We start from the raw sequence: 14,577 nt of genomic DNA on the forward strand, positions 1-14,577 counted from the left end.
TCGGACGGATCAACCGACCTGCCCGTGTACGTGTTTACCGGCATCCCCGTTTTCCTGTCGGACTCGTTGACAGCGTGCGTTCACCCCGCCGACGATGACCGGGCGGTCACATGACCGCCCGGTCATACGCGGGAGCATGCATGCCCACTTCCACCTGGACCCGCCTGTCCCCGGTGCGGCGCGAACGGGTCCTGGTCGCCGCCATGGACGAGTTCGGCACCCACGGCTACTCCACGGGAAGCCTCAACGTCATCGCCCGCGAGGCCGGAGTGGCCAAGGGCTCGCTCTTCCAGTACTTCGAGGGCAAGCTCGACCTCTTCGTCTACGTGGCCGAGCAGACCTCCCTGCGCATCTACGCCGCCATGCGCCCCTGGCTCGACGGATACGACGGCTCCACGGAGTTCTCCCGCCATCTGACCGACGCCCTGGAGGCGTGGTTCGACTACTTCGCCGGGCATCCGCTGGAACGCGGGGTCACCGCCGCCACCAACATGGAACTCGACCCGGCCGTCCGCAACGCCGTACGCGCCCCGGTGCAGGACATCTACCTCGCCGGCCTGCGCCCCCTGGTCGAGCGGGCCGTCGGGACCGGCGACCTGCGCGAGGGCGCCGACACCGACGCCCTGCTGTCCCTGCTGCTCGTCCTGCTGCCGCACCTCGCGCTCGCGGCCCACACACCCGGCCTCGAAAGCCCGGTGCGCCTCGCGGGCGAACCCCCGCACGTCCGCCGGGCCAACATCGCGCGCCTGATCGGACCGGTCCTCGCCGACTTCGTACCGAAGGGGCCCTGATGGACACACCCGACTACGACGTCCTCGTCATCGGCTCCGGATTCGGCGGCAGCGTCACCGCCCTGCGCCTCACCGAGAAGGGGTACCGCGTCGGGATCCTGGAGGCCGGCCGCCGCTTCGCCGACGCCGACTTCCCCCGGACCTCCTGGCAGGTGCGCGACTACCTCTTCGCACCCCGCCTCGGCTGCACGGGCATCCTGCGCATGACCCTGCTCGGCGACGTCCTCGTCCTCACCGGCGCGGGCGTCGGCGGCGGCTCCCTCGGCTACGCCAACACCCTCTACGAACCGCCCGAGGCGTTCTACGAGGGCTCGTCCTGGGCCGGCATCACCGACTGGCGCCGCGAACTCGCGCCCTACTACGACCGGGCCCGCCGCATGCTGGGCGTCACCCCCAACCCCCGGCTCACCGACGCCGACCGGCTCCTGCGGGACACCGCGGGCGACCTGGGCTGCGCGGACACCTTCAGGGCCGTGCCGGTCGGGGTGCACTTCGGGCCGCCCGGCACGGAAGCGGGCGCCCGCGTCGCGGACCCCTACTTCGGCGGCGCGGGACCGGACCGCGACGCCTGTCTGCACTGCGGCGCCTGCATGACGGGCTGCCGGCACAACGCGAAGAACACCCTGCCCAAGAACTACCTGGGGCTGGCCGAACGCGCGGGCGCCGAGGTGCTGGCCCTGCGCACGGTCACCGACGTCGTCCCGGACGGCGACGGCTGGGCCGTCACCTCGGTACGCACCGGCGCGGGACCCGCGCGCCGCAGACGGACCCTGACCGCCCGGCACGTCGTGTTCGCGGCCGGCGCCCTGGGCACCCAGAAACTCCTGCACGGACTGCGCGAGCGCGGATCCCTGCCGCGCGTGTCACCCCGCCTGGGACGGCTGACCCGCACCAACTCCGAGGCCATCCTGGGCGTCCGGTCCCGGGACAGGTCCGCCGACTTCAGCCGAGGTGTCGCCATCACCTCCTCCGTGCACCTCGACGAGAACACCCATGTCGAGGCCGTCCGGTACGGCCGCGGCAGCAATCTGCTCGGACTGCTCGGCGCGCTGCTCGTCGACCCCGTGCCGGGCCGCTCCCGGCTGCTCACCGGACTGGCCGCGATGGCACGCAACCTGCGCGACCTGCCGAGTCTGCACAGCCCGCGCCGCTGGTCCCAGCAGACCGTGGTCCTGCTGGTCATGCAGTCCCTCGACAACTCCGTGACGACCCACCTGCGCCGCACGTTCACCGGGCGCGCACGACTGACCAGCCGCCCCGGCGAGGGCACCCCGAATCCGACCTGGATACCCGCGGGGCACCGGGCGGCCCGCAGGGCGGCCGAACGCAGCGGCGGGCTGGCCTGCGGCACCTGGGCGGATCTGTTCGACATCCCCACCACCGGGCACCTCATCGGGGGCTGCACCGTCGGCGAGAGCCCGGAGACCGGCGTGGTCGACCCCTATCACCGGCTGCACGGACATCCGGGCCTGCACGTCATCGACGGCTCCACGATCTCGGCGAACCTCGGTGTGAACCCCTCGCTCACCATCACCGCCCTGGCCGAGCGGGCCGTCGCCCTGTGGCCCAACCACGGGGAGGAGGACCCCCGGCCCGCACCCGGTCTGCCCTACCTCCCGGTGCCGCCCGTACCACCGCGCCACCCGGCCGTGCCCGCGGGCGCGCCGGCGGCCCTGCCGCCGCATCCCCCCACAGGAAAGGACACCCCGTGACGAGCTACCCCGAGGAACCCTGGCGGCTGGCCGGCCAGATGTACCTGTCGCTGTGGCTGGTGCCGGTCCGCGAACTGCCCCGGGTGGCCGACGGCACCCGGCCGGTGACCGTCGCCGGGCGCGGCGCGGTCGGCGCGGCCTGGGTCCTCTACGAGAACGACAGCGTCCTGCACTACAACGAACTGCTGCGGGCCGTCCTCGTACGCGACGGGCACCGCCCCCGTGTCTGCATCACCGACATCTGGGTGGACAGTGCCGCCTCGATGGCGGGCGGTCGCGAACTGTGGGGCATCCCGAAGGAGTTGGCGGACTTCGACATCGACAGGACGGCGGGCCTGCGGGCCGGGGCCGCGACGGAGAAGGACGTCCTGGCCACCGCGGCCTTCGAACCGGGACGCCGGATCCCCGGCCGCTGGCCCCTCGCCTATCGCGTCGCACAGACCCTCGACGGGGCGCTCAAGACCAGCTCCGTACGCTCGCGCTCCACCGTGCGAACGGCTCGCGCCCACTGGATCGCGCAGGAGAGCAGCCCCCTGGGGGAGTTGAGCCGCCGCCGGCCGCTGCTCAGCCTGGCCCTGAACGACTTCGCCATCCGGTTCGGGGACGCCGTCCCCGAACCGTCGCGGACGGCACGGAGCGTCACCCCACGGTGATGGTGCGCATACGCGCCCAGCGAACTCGGCGACGATGGATGAGAGTTGGACAAGTGGAGGGGGATCAAACCCTGTTCCGGCGGCCTACCGGCCGGTATACAGACCAGGTTGGGTCTGCCGGGCAGGAGCCGTTCGGTCCGCCGCGGCGCCGTGATCCCGCGCGCCGCGGAACACCGGTACCCGTTCAGCAGGCTGTCATGGTTGCAGGGGAGGGGCACGATGAACGATCACACGCGTCCGGATGACGCCGTTCCGAAGAGGCGGGGCGCCATGGCGCTGGGGGCCGCGCTGAGCAGCTGCGCGCTCGTCGCCGGTGTCGCGGCGGCGACCCCCGCCCAGGCGGGCGAGGGGCACACGGGGCACGGCGTGGACTACGTCGCGCTCGGCGACTCGTACACCTCGGGGCCGCTGATCCCGCAGCAGATCGACGCCAACTGCGCTCGTTCCGACCACAATTACCCCTCGATCACCGCGGCCGCCCGCAAGGTCGCCTCGTTCACGGACGTCAGCTGCTCGGGCGCCAAGACGGACGAGATGTGGAAGGCGCAGGGGACCAACGGACCGCAGCTGGACGCGCTGAAGCGGGACACCGATCTGGTGACCCTCCAGATCGGCGGCAACGACGTGGGCTTCGGCCCGATCATCGCCACCTGTGCCGGGCTCAGCTCGAAGGACCTCGCGGGCAACCCCTGCCAGCAGTACTACAACTCCGCGGGCTACGACCAGCTCACCGTGAACATCCTCCAGACGGCTCCCAAGGTCGCCCGGGTGCTGCGCGAGGTGCACGCCAGGTCCCCGCACGCCCGCGTGGTGGTCGTCGGCTACCCCGACCTCCTGCCCGACGACGGCAGCGGCTGCTACCCGACGGTGCCGTTCGCGGCGAAGGACTTCCCCTATCTGCGGGACACCGGCAAGCGGCTCAACCTGATGCTCCGCGCGGTGGCCTTCCTCAACCGGGCCGAGTACGTGGACACGTACACGCCGACCGTCGGACACGACATGTGCAAGGCCCCCGCCGACCGCTGGATCGAGCCGCTGCGCCCGACCTCGCCCGCCGCTCCGGCCCACCCCAACGCCAAGGGGCAGCAGGCCATGGCGACCGCCCTTCTGGCCGAGCTGGGTGCGGGCCACCACCGTCGCTGACGGCGGCCTGTCGGCGAGCGCCCCGCGCGTTCGCCGACAGGCTCCTGCGGACCGGCCCCGTGTCAGGGAGCCGGCACCTCGTCCACGAACGCGGTGCCGGCGGAACGGTAGGCGGCCACCTTGGAGGCGACCTGGGCCGGGGTGAGCACTTGGTCCTTGACGTGCAGCACGTAGTCGACCTGCTCGTCGTAGGCGCGCGCTCCGGTCGAGGTCTGTCCGGCGAGGTCGATCAGCCACTGGTTGAAGTTGATCGACATCGGCCGCTCGGGCAGGTACTGGGCGTCATGGGTGCCGAACAGCTGCCCGTCGATGAAGTACTTGATGCTGCCGCTGTCGATGGTGAGGATCAGGTCGTGCCAGCCGGCGTAGCTCTGCCGGGACTCGGTGTGCTGGTTGACGGCCTGCCAGGGGTCGGGGTTGTACGTCTCCCAGGAGGTCGTGTAGAGGATGTCGCCCGTCTCGCCCCAGCCGCCGTTGGGCAGGTACTCGAAGTCGTACTCGGCGTAGTCGTCGGCCATCGGCGCCGTGAGGTCGTTGATGGTGAAGAACGTCTGCACCAGGTGGTCGCCGTCGGGGCCGGACTTCGGCGCGTCGGCGAATTTCACCCGCGCCGCGTAGGTGCCGTTCTTGAACTTCATGCTCTTGGAGACGACTTCGGTCTGCCGGGTGGACTCGGCGGTGCCCGCGGTCGAGGTCTCCAGGTCCATGACCTTGTTGCCCGACACGGTGGGGAAGGTGACCTTGGACGGGTCCCAGGTCGCGCCGGGGACCCCGGGACCACCGGAGTTGGAGCGGACGTTCCAGCCGTGCGCGGAGATCGCGGGGTCGCTGGACGACGTGTAGCTGAAGTCGTCGAACAGGGCCTGGCCGCCTCCGGGCGGGTCGGTCGGATCGGTGGGGCCGGTCGGGTCCGTGGGGTCGTTGCCCTCGGGCGCCGTGCCCCACACGGTCGTTCCGGCGAGCTGCGCGGTGACCTTGTTCCAGTCCGCGTACGAGGTCTGCGCACCGCCGAAGGAGTAGTCGTCCGCCTGGTTCACGGGCTGCCAGCTGGACTGGTAGAAGCGCAGCTGCATGTCACCGGTGTCGGTGCCCGGTGCCAGTGTGCCGGCTCCGGAGGTGAAGCCGATCTCCAGGTAGGTGTCCGCTGTCGCGGTGGGGTGGGCCAGGGCGCCGAAGGTGCCGGTGACGTTCGCGCAGCCCTTGACCGCCCAGGAACAGGCGAAGCGGTACGTGGCGCTCGCCGAGTCCGCCTTGAAGTAGTAGCGGACCTTCACCTGGCTCAACTGCACTGATGCGGAGCCGGTGTTGCGCACCTTGAACCAGGGCTCGCTCTGGTCGGCGGTGGCCCCTGAGGCGCTGGTGCGGTACTGGACGGCGATGCCGCCGGCCGCCGCGGCTGGGGCGGACATCGGCACGGCCACCAGGGCGGTGCTTCCCAGGAGGGCCGACAGGGCGAGAGCGACGCGGCGGCGGCCTGTGAGGGGACGGTCTGAGAGGGGGCGGTTGCTCATGGGGTTCCTTTCGGTGGACTCCCGCCGGCCGCGGGAGGTGGGGGTGCTCAGGAACACGTGGAGACTTGCCGTGCTTGACCAGTTGGGCCCTTCGGCCTTACCAGTTGGCGTTGCCTGAAAGTGGCATAGACCAATGGGTGCGTCAACCCCCTTGTATCCAAAGGAACTTGACGTGATCGGGCCGCACGGGACTCTCGTCCGACCGGGCGAGCCGGAAGCAATCCCCATGACCTGCGGACCAGTTAGGGTCGGAGGGCATACCAGTTGGCCGGCACCGACGACGAGCGAGGTCTCGTATGGAGATCGATCCCGCCGCATCCCGCGCGGTACTGAAGCGTGAAAGGGTCCGGGAGACGATCCTGGAGCTCATCGAGGAACGCCGTCCCGGCGACGCCATCCCCTCCGAGCGGACCCTGTGCGCGCAACTCGGCGTGTCCCGGCCCACCTTGAGGGCCGCCGTGGACCAACTCGTCCTCGCCGGGCTCCTGGTGCGCGAACACGGCCGGGGCATGTTCGTGGCGGCCGAGAAGATCACCCAGGAACTCGTCCCGGACCGGCGGACCTTCAGCCTGCCCCGGGCCGCGGGCACCTGGACCAGCAGACTCCTGGAGTTCAGCACCGTGCCCGCCGGCGCCCGGGTGGGACGCAGGCTGAGCGTCTCTCCCGCGGCGGACATCCGGTACGTGGCACGGCTCCGCCTCGTCGACGGCTCACCCATGGCCATCGAGTACCTGCACGTCCCGGCCCGGCTTGTGCCGGACCTGACCAGTGACGAACTGGAGAACGGCGACCTGTACGAGCACCTCGGCGAACGGCACGGGATCCAGGTCGCCGAGGCGGTCCAGTCGATCGAACCCACGGTGCTCACCCGCGAGGAGGCGGGCCTGCTCGACGTGCCGGAACTGTCGCCCGCCCTGCTCTTCGAACGCCTGACCTCGGACGCCTCGGGCCGGCCGGTGGAGTACGTCCACTCGATCTACCGGGGGGACCGCTACCGCATCGTCTCCCGGCTGGCCCTCGGCCCCCACGCGGAGCGCCCGTCGTCCGGCGACGGGCACCATCCCGGGATTCCGCCGGGCGACTTCCCGGCGGGTGAACCCGTCACCTTCTCCACGCGGGGCGTGGTGGCGGACGGCCAGTTCTGAGCGGTGTGCCCGGGCCCTGGGTCGGTGCCCGTCCACAGTGCCGCGGCGTGGCACCTGGGCTAGTGTGATCGGGACAATGTGCTCATTCCGGTCATTCGCGCTGCCGGTCGTCCCGCCGCCCCCGTACGCCCACCGCTGATCCGCGGTCTGGCCCGAAAGCCTTGTGGCGGGCGGGACTTGAGGGCCGTCGTGGGGAGCCACCGGCGTACGCGTTCCGGACCAGATTCGAGAGGACCCGTCCATGCCCTTCGCCACCGCCAAGGACGGCACACAGATCTTCTACAAGGACTGGGGGACGGGCCGGCCGGTCGTCTTCTCCCACGGCTGGCCACTGACCGCGGACGCCTGGGACGCCCAGATGAAGGTGATGGCGGACAACGGCTTCCGCGCCATCGCCCACGACCGGCGCGGCGGCGGACGCTCCGGCCAGCCCTGGGAGGGCAACGACCTGGACACCTACGCCGACGACCTCGCGGCCGTCATCGAGGCGCTCGACCTGCGGGACGTCATCCTGGTCGGCCATTCGACGGGCGGCGGCGAGGTCACCCGCTACATCGGCCGGCACGGCTCGGGCCGGGTGGCCAAGGCGGTCCTGGTCGGCGCGATCCCGCCGCTCATGCTCAAGACCGAGGCGAACCCCGAGGGCCTGCCGATCGAGGTCTTCGACGAGATCCGCAAGGGTGTGGAGACCGACCGGTCGCAGTTCTACCAGGACCTCAGCGCCGCGTTCTACGGCGCCAACCGTGACGGATCGACCGTCACCCAGGGGACACGGGACGAGTTCTGGCTCTGGGGCATGACCGTGGGCATCAAGGGCGCCTACGACTGCGTCAAGGCGTTCTCCGAGACCGACCTGACCGAAGACCTCAAGAAGATCGACGTCCCGACCCTCATCGTGCACGGCGACGACGACCAGATCGTTCCCATCGTGGCCTCGGGCGACAAGTCCTCGAAGCTGGTCAAGGACGCGGTCTACAAGGTGTACCCGGGCGCTCCGCACGGCCTCGCCATGGTGCCCGAGTTCGCCGAGGTGTTCAACGCCGACCTGCTGGAGTTCGCGCGCGGCTGACACCTGTGCCTCCCGACCTGACGGGAGGCCGAGCGGGCCCGCCGGGTCCCGCCGGACACCGCCTCAGGACGGCGGACCGGGGGACCCGGCGGGCCCGTCCCCGTCCGCCGCCTCCCCCGTGTCGGGGAGAGCCTGTTCGGTCCAGATGGCCTTGCCGTCCGGGGTGTAGCGGCTGCCCCAGCGCTCGCACAGCGCGTTGATGAGCTGAAGCCCGCGACCCCCCTCGTCGGTGTCCGTCGCCCGCCGGATGCGGGGCATGGTCAGACTCGCGTCGGACACCTCGCACACCAGCGTTCCGCTGCACAGGAGGCGAAGCCCGATGGGCCCGCTGGCGTGCCGGATGACATTGCCGACGAGCTCGCTGGCCAGCAGTTCCGTCGTCATGACCAGGTCGTCCAGCCGCCATTGGGCGAGCTGCTCCCGTACGTGGCGCCGGGCCTCGCCCGCGGCCTCCGGACCCTCGGGCAGCGCCCACGAAGCCACCTGTCGGTCGGCCACGTGGTGCAGACGCGCGATCATCAGGGCGGCGTCGTCGGCGGTGGGACCGCCCGGCAGCAGCCCCGCGGTCACGGAGTCGCACAGCTCCTCCAGATCGGGACTGGCCGCCTGGCCTGCCAGCAGACCGGCGAGCTGGTCCATGCCCTGGTCGATGTCCCGCTGCGGTGACTCCACGAGCCCGTCGGTGTAGAGGACCAGCAGACTCTCCGCGGGCAGCTCCAGTTCCGTCGTCTCGAACGGCGGGAACGCCGCGCCGAGCGGAGGGTTGACGGCGATCTCGGGGAAGTGGGCGGCGCCGTCCGGGCGGACGACGAGCGGCGGCGGATGGCCGGCCCGCACCATGGTGCACGATCCGTCGGTCGAGTCGTACAGCGCGAACAGACAGGTCGCGTACGAGTGATCGCCGAGGCCGCTCACGATGTCGTTGAGGTGGCCCATGATCTCGTCGGGAGGCAGCTCCAGGGCGGCCAGTGTGTGCAGGGCCGTGCGCAGGCGCCCCATGGTCGCGGCCTCGGACAGACCGTGACCCATCACGTCACCGGCGACCAGGGCCACTTGTCCTGCGGACAGCGGGATCAGGTCGTACCAGTCCCCGCCCACCTCGGAGGTCCCGCCGGCCGGCAGATAGCGTGCCGCCGCAGTCGCCTCGGGAACGGTGGGCAGACCCCTCGGCAGCAGCGCCTGCTGGAGTTCCTCGGAGCGGGTGAGCTCGGCCTCGTACAGCCGTGCCCGCTCCAGCGCGTGCGCCACCAGGGCGCTGATGGTGATGAGAAGCGTGCGTTCCTCGGACGTCAGCCGGTGCTCGGTGTCGAAGGCGATGACGCACACGCCGAAGGTGTGGTCGGACGCGGTCAGGGGCAGGAACGCCCAGGCGTTCTGGCCGTGGGGCGGCCGGCTGCCCGCGCCGGGGAAGTCCTCGGTCCACTCCTCGCGCGACGAATAGAAACGGGGTGCGCCGGTGCGGACCGTCTCCCCGGCGGGGCCGGCGTCCGCGGGTTCGAGCCCGTGCGCGGCGCGCATCGGTTCCGGGAAGGAGCCCGGACCGCCGGCGGACCCGATCCGCACCAGTTCCTCGTCCTCCAGGACGAGGACGAGCAGGGCCTGGGCGCCGAAGGGGGGCAGGACGCGCTGGGCCACGGCCGTGACCACATCGTCGGAGGTGGTCGCCGAGGCGAGCTGTGTGGTCAGCTCCGCCGTCCGGCTCGCCCGCTCGGCGGCGACCTCGACGGCCGCCGCCTGTTCGGCCTCACGGCGGCGGCGGTCGGTGACATCGGTGAAGTACACCGTCAGGCCACCGGGGACGGGGACGATCCGCAGGTCGTAGCAGCGTCCGGTGTCGGCCAGCGTGATGTCGAATCCGGCTGCCGAGGCCTGCCCGGCACCGTCGCGGCACCGCTGTTCCAGCTCGGGCACATGACGCAGGGCGGGCAGCTCCCACAGGCTCTGGCCGAAGAGCTGCTCGTCGGCCGCACCGAGAACGCGCTCCGCCTCCAGGTTGGCGAAGGTGATCCGCCAGTCGTCGTCCACCGACAGGAAGGCGTCGCTCATGTACCGCAGGGCACGGCTGAGGGCGTCGCGGGTGGAGCGCGCGGCGTCGCTCGCCCAGCCCTTGCCGACGATGCGCGCGACCCGGCCCTCGTCGTCGAGCACGACGTGACCGGACGCGCGGGTCCATGAGTAGCCCCCGTCGCCGCGCAGGACCCGGTACTCGGCCTCGAACGGGGCGTGGGTGCGGATGGTGCGTTCGGCCGCGGCCAGGGTGCTCGCGAGGTCGTCGGGGTGCACGACCTTCATCCAGGTCTCGACGCCGGGCACGAACTGTCCGGGCTCGGTCTGGTACACCTTCATGGCCGCCTGGTCCCACAGCAGCTCGCCCGTGCGCACGTCCCACTCCCAGGTGCCGACCGGAGTGGTGTCGAGATCGGTGGGCATAGGGGTGGGCGCCGGCATCTTCTTCAGCCGGTTCGTGGTCCATTCGGCCACCGCGACGAGGAACGCCCGCTGTTCGGGCGCGGGTTCCTCGTTGTCACCGGTGAGACAGGTGATCGCGCCGATGGCACGGCCCTCGTAGGCCAGCGGTACGGCGAACCAGCCGGACCGTGACAGCAGCGGCGCCGTGGGCTCGGCCAGGTCGGCGGGGAGCGCGGCCACCCAGACGGGCCGGCCCGACCGTACGGCCCGTGCGGTCGCCGTGGGTCCGTCCTGGTCGACGATCTCCCACGCGCGGGTGACCGACGACGGCAGTCCGGTGGAGGAAACCAGACGCAGGGCCGACATCGGGCCCCGCAGGTAGACGGCCCCGCCGACGCAGCCCAGCTCCGCGATGGAGTGCTGAAGGGCGAGCCGGAAGACCTCGCTTTCCGTGATGCCGTCGTCAGCGGTGTCGAGTAGGTCCAGCCGCCTGATCACAGACCCAATATAGGGCGCAACGCATTAAATGACATTAAAGCGGTGGTGTGCGGTCGAGGCCTCTCGCGGCCCGGGTCCCGGGTTGCGGGGTGCGGTGGGCGACACCACGCTGGCGAGGACGCCCGCGTGATCGACGGCCCGGGACCGGTCGCCCGATTCCCTCCGGGGCGCGCGGCGGTTCGCGTCCGGGGGCGCTGGACGGGAGGGCCCGACGACAGGAGGACGGTGGCACACAGGTGAACGCCGGAGCGCGTCGTCCCGGCCGACGGCCGGGTGAACCCGGGACGGGCCCGCCCGGCGAGCCGGCCGCGGGCCCCGGCGGGCGCCGGACGCGTCACGTCGCCGGGAACCGCTCCTCGCGCGGGGGCCGGGCGGTCGTACGGGCGCGTGCCGACGCGCGGCGCGGCGCCGAAGGCCGCCAGGGGTACCCGGTGCATCACGGGCTGGGGGTGGCCGCGGCGTACGCCTGGCGGCTGCTCGTCGTCGGAGTCGTCGCCTACGCGGTCTTCGCGCTCCTGGGGAAACTCCAGCTCGTCGCCGTGGCCCTGTTCCTCGCGCTCGTCATCACGGCGGTCCTGCGTCCGCTCGCCGATCTGCTGGCCCGCCGTATGCCGAGAACTCCCGCCGTGATCCTCAGCATCCTCGGCAGCATCCTGGTGGTGCTCGGCGTGATGGCGCTGGTCGGGCGCGTGGTCGCGGGAGAGTCGGGACAGCTGGGCCACGAGTTCGCCGGGGGACTGGGACGGATCGAACGATGGCTGGAGGGCTCACCCTTCCATCTGAGCCACGCGGTCCTGTCGGGTCTCCAGGGCAAGGTGGTCAACTTCGTCTCCGAGCACCGCTCCGTGCTGATCAGCAGCGCCCTCAACGGCGCGGGCCGCGCGGTCGAGTTCGTCACCGGACTGGTGCTCGCGCTGTTCTGCTCCCTGTTCTTCATCCGCTCGGGGGACAAGTTCTGGCGCTGGTTCCAGGAGCTGATGCCGCAGAGCGCGCGGGACCCGTGGGACCGCGGAGGGCGGGCGGCCTGGCGGACCTTCGCCGGGTACACGCGCGGCATCATCATCGTGGCGGGCACGAACGCCGTGCTCGTCGGCATCGCCCTCTACGTGCTCGGCGTCCCGCTCGCGCTGCCCCTCACGCTGCTGGAGTTCTTCGCCGCGTTCATCCCCCTGGTGGGCTCGCCCGTCGCGCTCGGCGTGGCCACGGTCGTCGCGCTGGCCACCCGTGGGCCGGTCGTCGCGATCATCGTGCTCGCCCTGATCGTCGTCATCGGCCAGCTGGAGGGGCACGTCCTGCATCCGCTCGTCCTGAGCTGGGCCGTCCGGCTGCATCCGGTGGTCGTGGCCATCTCCGTCATCGCCGGGAGCATCCTGGCCGGTGTGACCGGTGCCGTCGTGGCGGTTCCGATGGTGTCGGTCGCCTGGTCCGTGATCAGCGAGCTGCGGGCACGCCCCGAGCCGGAGCCCGCCGGGCGTTCACCGGGAACGCGGTCCACCGCGCCCGAACCGGCTCCCGGGTCCACGGGGAAGGCGGGGGCCGGCGAAACGTGACGGCGGGCGTCGCGGCGGCCTCGGTGGCCGCCGGGTGGCGGCGCCGTGTGCCGCGGCGCCCGCCGTCACGTCGTACCCCGTCTCCCTCGGGTGCCGCTGTGACGTCGTACCCCGTCTCCCTCGGGAAGCCGCGACGGCCGCTGCCTCACGAAGCCTCGACGGCCGCCTTGATCCGCTGGCCGAAGGCGTTCGCGTCCTTGCGGGCCGCGCTCAGCGCGAAGCCCACCAGGACCTTGCCGACGCCATGCCCCTCAAGGACGTTGAAGATCCTCACGCGGGTCGTCCCGGGGCCGGTGGACTCCAGGTCGTAGCCGCCCTCCTTGGCCATCACGATGTTCTTCGAGACCTCGGCCCAGCGGATCCGGCCGGACGGCTCGAACTCGGTGATCCGGAACTTCCGGCCCGTCTTCATGCCGGCGTCCTTGACCGTGCTGGTGAAGACGGTTCCGACGGCCGTCGGGCCCTCCGGGGTCTTCGCGATCGACTGCACCCTGGGGCTGAACTTGGGGTCGTTCGTACCGGCGGCGAGGAAGGCGAAGACCTCCTCGATGGGGCGGTTGATCTCGGTTGTCGCCTCGAACTGACCGGACACGGTTCCTCCTGTGCTGCGATCACGGACCGCCCGCTGAGGGCGCGCGGGGCCTGCCCGCGCCCGTTCAGCCTAGAGGTCGCGGGCCCGCCGGGCGCGTCGCACGGGTTCGTTCAGCGGTCGAATCCGTCGGACAGGCGCACGGTGTAGCCGTCCTCCTCCATCAGCACGACGGTGACGCCGAACGGGTTGGGGTGTCGATGTCCATCGGGGTGAAGGCGTAGTCGACGGCGGCCTTGACCGGGGGCGGGAGCTCGCCGTCCGGCCGTGGCGCGGGGGGCTGCGTCCATTCGAGTGCGGCGCCGGAACCGTCCGGGTCCCCGGAGAGGGCCCCTTCGCTGTACGGGAACCGGTGCAGCACATGGCCGTCCTGGGTGGCGCGGACCATGTTCAGACACGGCGAGGGGCCGACGACGGGCAGCTCACAGGCGATGGCGACCTCCCGCGTCTCCCAGGCCAGGACCACCTCGTCCGCGCCGGCCGCCGCGGCGATGTTCGACAGGGCCGCGATGCCGGTGAGCGCGTCCGCCCCGGGCTTCGTCGGGCGGACCCAGACGAGCCCGACCAGCTCGCCCCCTACGAGCGGCATGATGACCGGCCGTGGCGGCGCGCCCTCGCGCACTCCCTTGACGCAGGCGCTCTTCATCGAGCCGACCAGCGTGTCCCACGTGCTCGTGTCCACGGAAGCCCCTTTACCGCTGTTGTCTTCGATCACCGCCGACCCTGTCACGCGGAGCGTCCCCGTGTCAGCGGGACGCCGGGCACACGACTCCTTCGGTGGCCCGGGCAGGCGGGCCCGCCCGCCCCGGAGCCCGCCCGCCCCGGAGCCCGCCTGCCCCGGAGCCCACCTCCCCCAGAGCCACCTCCCCCCCCAGGTCCCATCCCCCTTAGGCTCGATGAGATGGGGCGTGTGGAGATCCTTCAGCTGCTGGTCTCGCCGGTGCACCGATTCGAGGGGCGTCCGGGCGACGGAGCGCCGCCGCTGCCCGACGCGGATCTGGTGACCACGGCCCGGGTGCGCGCCGGACTCGGGGTCGTCGGGGACCGCTACTTCAACCGTCCGGCCCATCGCAACGCGTCCATCACCGTCATGGCCGCCGAACGCTTCCCGTTCGGCCCGCCCGAGCGCGCGGACCTCCGTCCGACCCGGCGCAACGTGCTGCTGCGCGGGGTGGACATCGACTCCTTCGTCGGCGCGACCGTCTCCCTGGACTGCGGCACGGGACCCGTGGTGCTCGCCGTACGCAGCGCGGCCAGGCCCTGCGCGTGGATGGACACCACGCTCGGCCCCGGCGCGCGACGGGCGCTGCGCGACGGTGGGGGAGTGCGCTGCCGCCCGCTGACCGACGGCACGCTCGCGGTCGGACCCGCGGAGTTCGAGGTGGTGGAACCCCCACCGGCCAAGGACCGGCCCCCTAACGCGTGACCCTGACCCGCGAGGGACCGGGGGCGAAGGTCCCCGCCGTATTCAACCGGTTGGTTGACTACGGGGCGAGCCCGTCGTACG

Annotated in this window: 12 protein-coding genes; 8 read left to right on the forward strand and 4 right to left on the reverse strand. The window is 71.8% G+C overall.

The features are described 5' to 3' along the window. Positions 1 to 140 precede the first annotated feature (140 nt). The 4 genes from WJM95_RS30720 to WJM95_RS30735 all read left to right on the forward strand — a co-directional run bounded on the left by WJM95_RS30720 (position 141) and on the right by WJM95_RS30735 (position 4,299). On the forward strand, positions 141 to 791 hold the full coding sequence (locus WJM95_RS30720; protein ID WP_339133640.1) for a TetR/AcrR family transcriptional regulator: 651 nt from the start codon (positions 141 to 143) through the stop codon (positions 789 to 791). Continuing rightward, complete coding sequence (locus tag WJM95_RS30725; protein WP_339133642.1) at positions 791 to 2,503, forward strand: GMC family oxidoreductase; 1,713 nt, start codon at positions 791 to 793, stop codon at positions 2,501 to 2,503. The genes WJM95_RS30720 and WJM95_RS30725 overlap by 1 nt, the downstream gene beginning before the upstream one ends. Next, on the forward strand, positions 2,500 to 3,156 hold the full coding sequence (locus WJM95_RS30730) for an acetoacetate decarboxylase family protein (protein ID WP_339133644.1): 657 nt from the start codon (positions 2,500 to 2,502) through the stop codon (positions 3,154 to 3,156). The genes WJM95_RS30725 and WJM95_RS30730 overlap by 4 nt, the downstream gene beginning before the upstream one ends. A gap of 219 nt (positions 3,157 to 3,375) precedes the next feature. After that, positions 3,376 to 4,299 (forward strand): SGNH/GDSL hydrolase family protein, encoded by a 924-nt coding sequence (locus WJM95_RS30735; RefSeq protein WP_339133646.1) that lies wholly within the window; start codon positions 3,376 to 3,378, stop codon positions 4,297 to 4,299. 62 nt (positions 4,300 to 4,361) lie between these two features. On the opposite strand, the gene WJM95_RS30740 is transcribed toward WJM95_RS30735, so the two are convergent. Next, entirely contained in the window at positions 4,362 to 5,810 is a 1,449-nt protein-coding gene (locus tag WJM95_RS30740; protein ID WP_339133648.1) for a cellulose binding domain-containing protein, read from the reverse strand. A 296-nt stretch (positions 5,811 to 6,106) separates the two neighbouring features. Between WJM95_RS30740 and WJM95_RS30745 the strand changes: the two genes are divergently transcribed. After that, positions 6,107 to 6,955, forward strand: coding sequence for a GntR family transcriptional regulator (locus tag WJM95_RS30745; RefSeq protein ID WP_339133650.1), 849 nt, complete (start codon positions 6,107 to 6,109; stop codon positions 6,953 to 6,955). 241 nt (positions 6,956 to 7,196) lie between these two features. Further along, entirely contained in the window at positions 7,197 to 8,024 is an 828-nt protein-coding gene (locus tag WJM95_RS30750; RefSeq protein WP_339133652.1) for an alpha/beta hydrolase, read from the forward strand. Between the two features lie 63 nt (positions 8,025 to 8,087). On the opposite strand, the gene WJM95_RS30755 is transcribed toward WJM95_RS30750, so the two are convergent. Next, complete coding sequence (locus tag WJM95_RS30755) at positions 8,088 to 10,931, reverse strand: SpoIIE family protein phosphatase (RefSeq protein WP_339133654.1); 2,844 nt, start codon at positions 10,929 to 10,931, stop codon at positions 8,088 to 8,090. Positions 10,932 to 11,362: 431 nt separating this feature from the next. Here WJM95_RS30755 and WJM95_RS30760 point away from each other — a divergent pair, with 431 nt between their 5' ends. Next, positions 11,363 to 12,481 carry an AI-2E family transporter gene (locus tag WJM95_RS30760; protein WP_339133656.1) on the forward strand — a complete coding sequence of 373 codons (1,119 nt, stop codon included), beginning with the start codon at positions 11,363 to 11,365 and terminating at the stop codon, positions 12,479 to 12,481. A gap of 145 nt (positions 12,482 to 12,626) precedes the next feature. Here the strand turns inward: WJM95_RS30760 and WJM95_RS30765 are convergent, their stop codons facing one another. Then, positions 12,627 to 13,073, reverse strand: coding sequence for an SRPBCC family protein (locus WJM95_RS30765; RefSeq protein WP_339133658.1), 447 nt, complete (start codon positions 13,071 to 13,073; stop codon positions 12,627 to 12,629). Between the two features lie 160 nt (positions 13,074 to 13,233). Beyond that, positions 13,234 to 13,752, reverse strand: a complete 519-nt coding sequence (locus WJM95_RS30770) for a hypothetical protein (RefSeq protein WP_339133660.1) — start codon at positions 13,750 to 13,752, stop codon at positions 13,234 to 13,236. Between the two features lie 219 nt (positions 13,753 to 13,971). Here WJM95_RS30770 and WJM95_RS30775 point away from each other — a divergent pair, with 219 nt between their 5' ends. After that, positions 13,972 to 14,496: a molybdenum cofactor biosysynthesis protein gene (locus WJM95_RS30775; RefSeq protein ID WP_339133662.1), complete on the forward strand. Its 525-nt coding sequence runs from the start codon at positions 13,972 to 13,974 to the stop codon at positions 14,494 to 14,496. Positions 14,497 to 14,577 lie beyond the last annotated feature (81 nt).

Source organism: Streptomyces sp. f51, from assembly GCF_037940415.1.
In the GTDB taxonomy this organism is placed as follows: Bacteria; Actinomycetota; Actinomycetes; order Streptomycetales; family Streptomycetaceae; genus Streptomyces.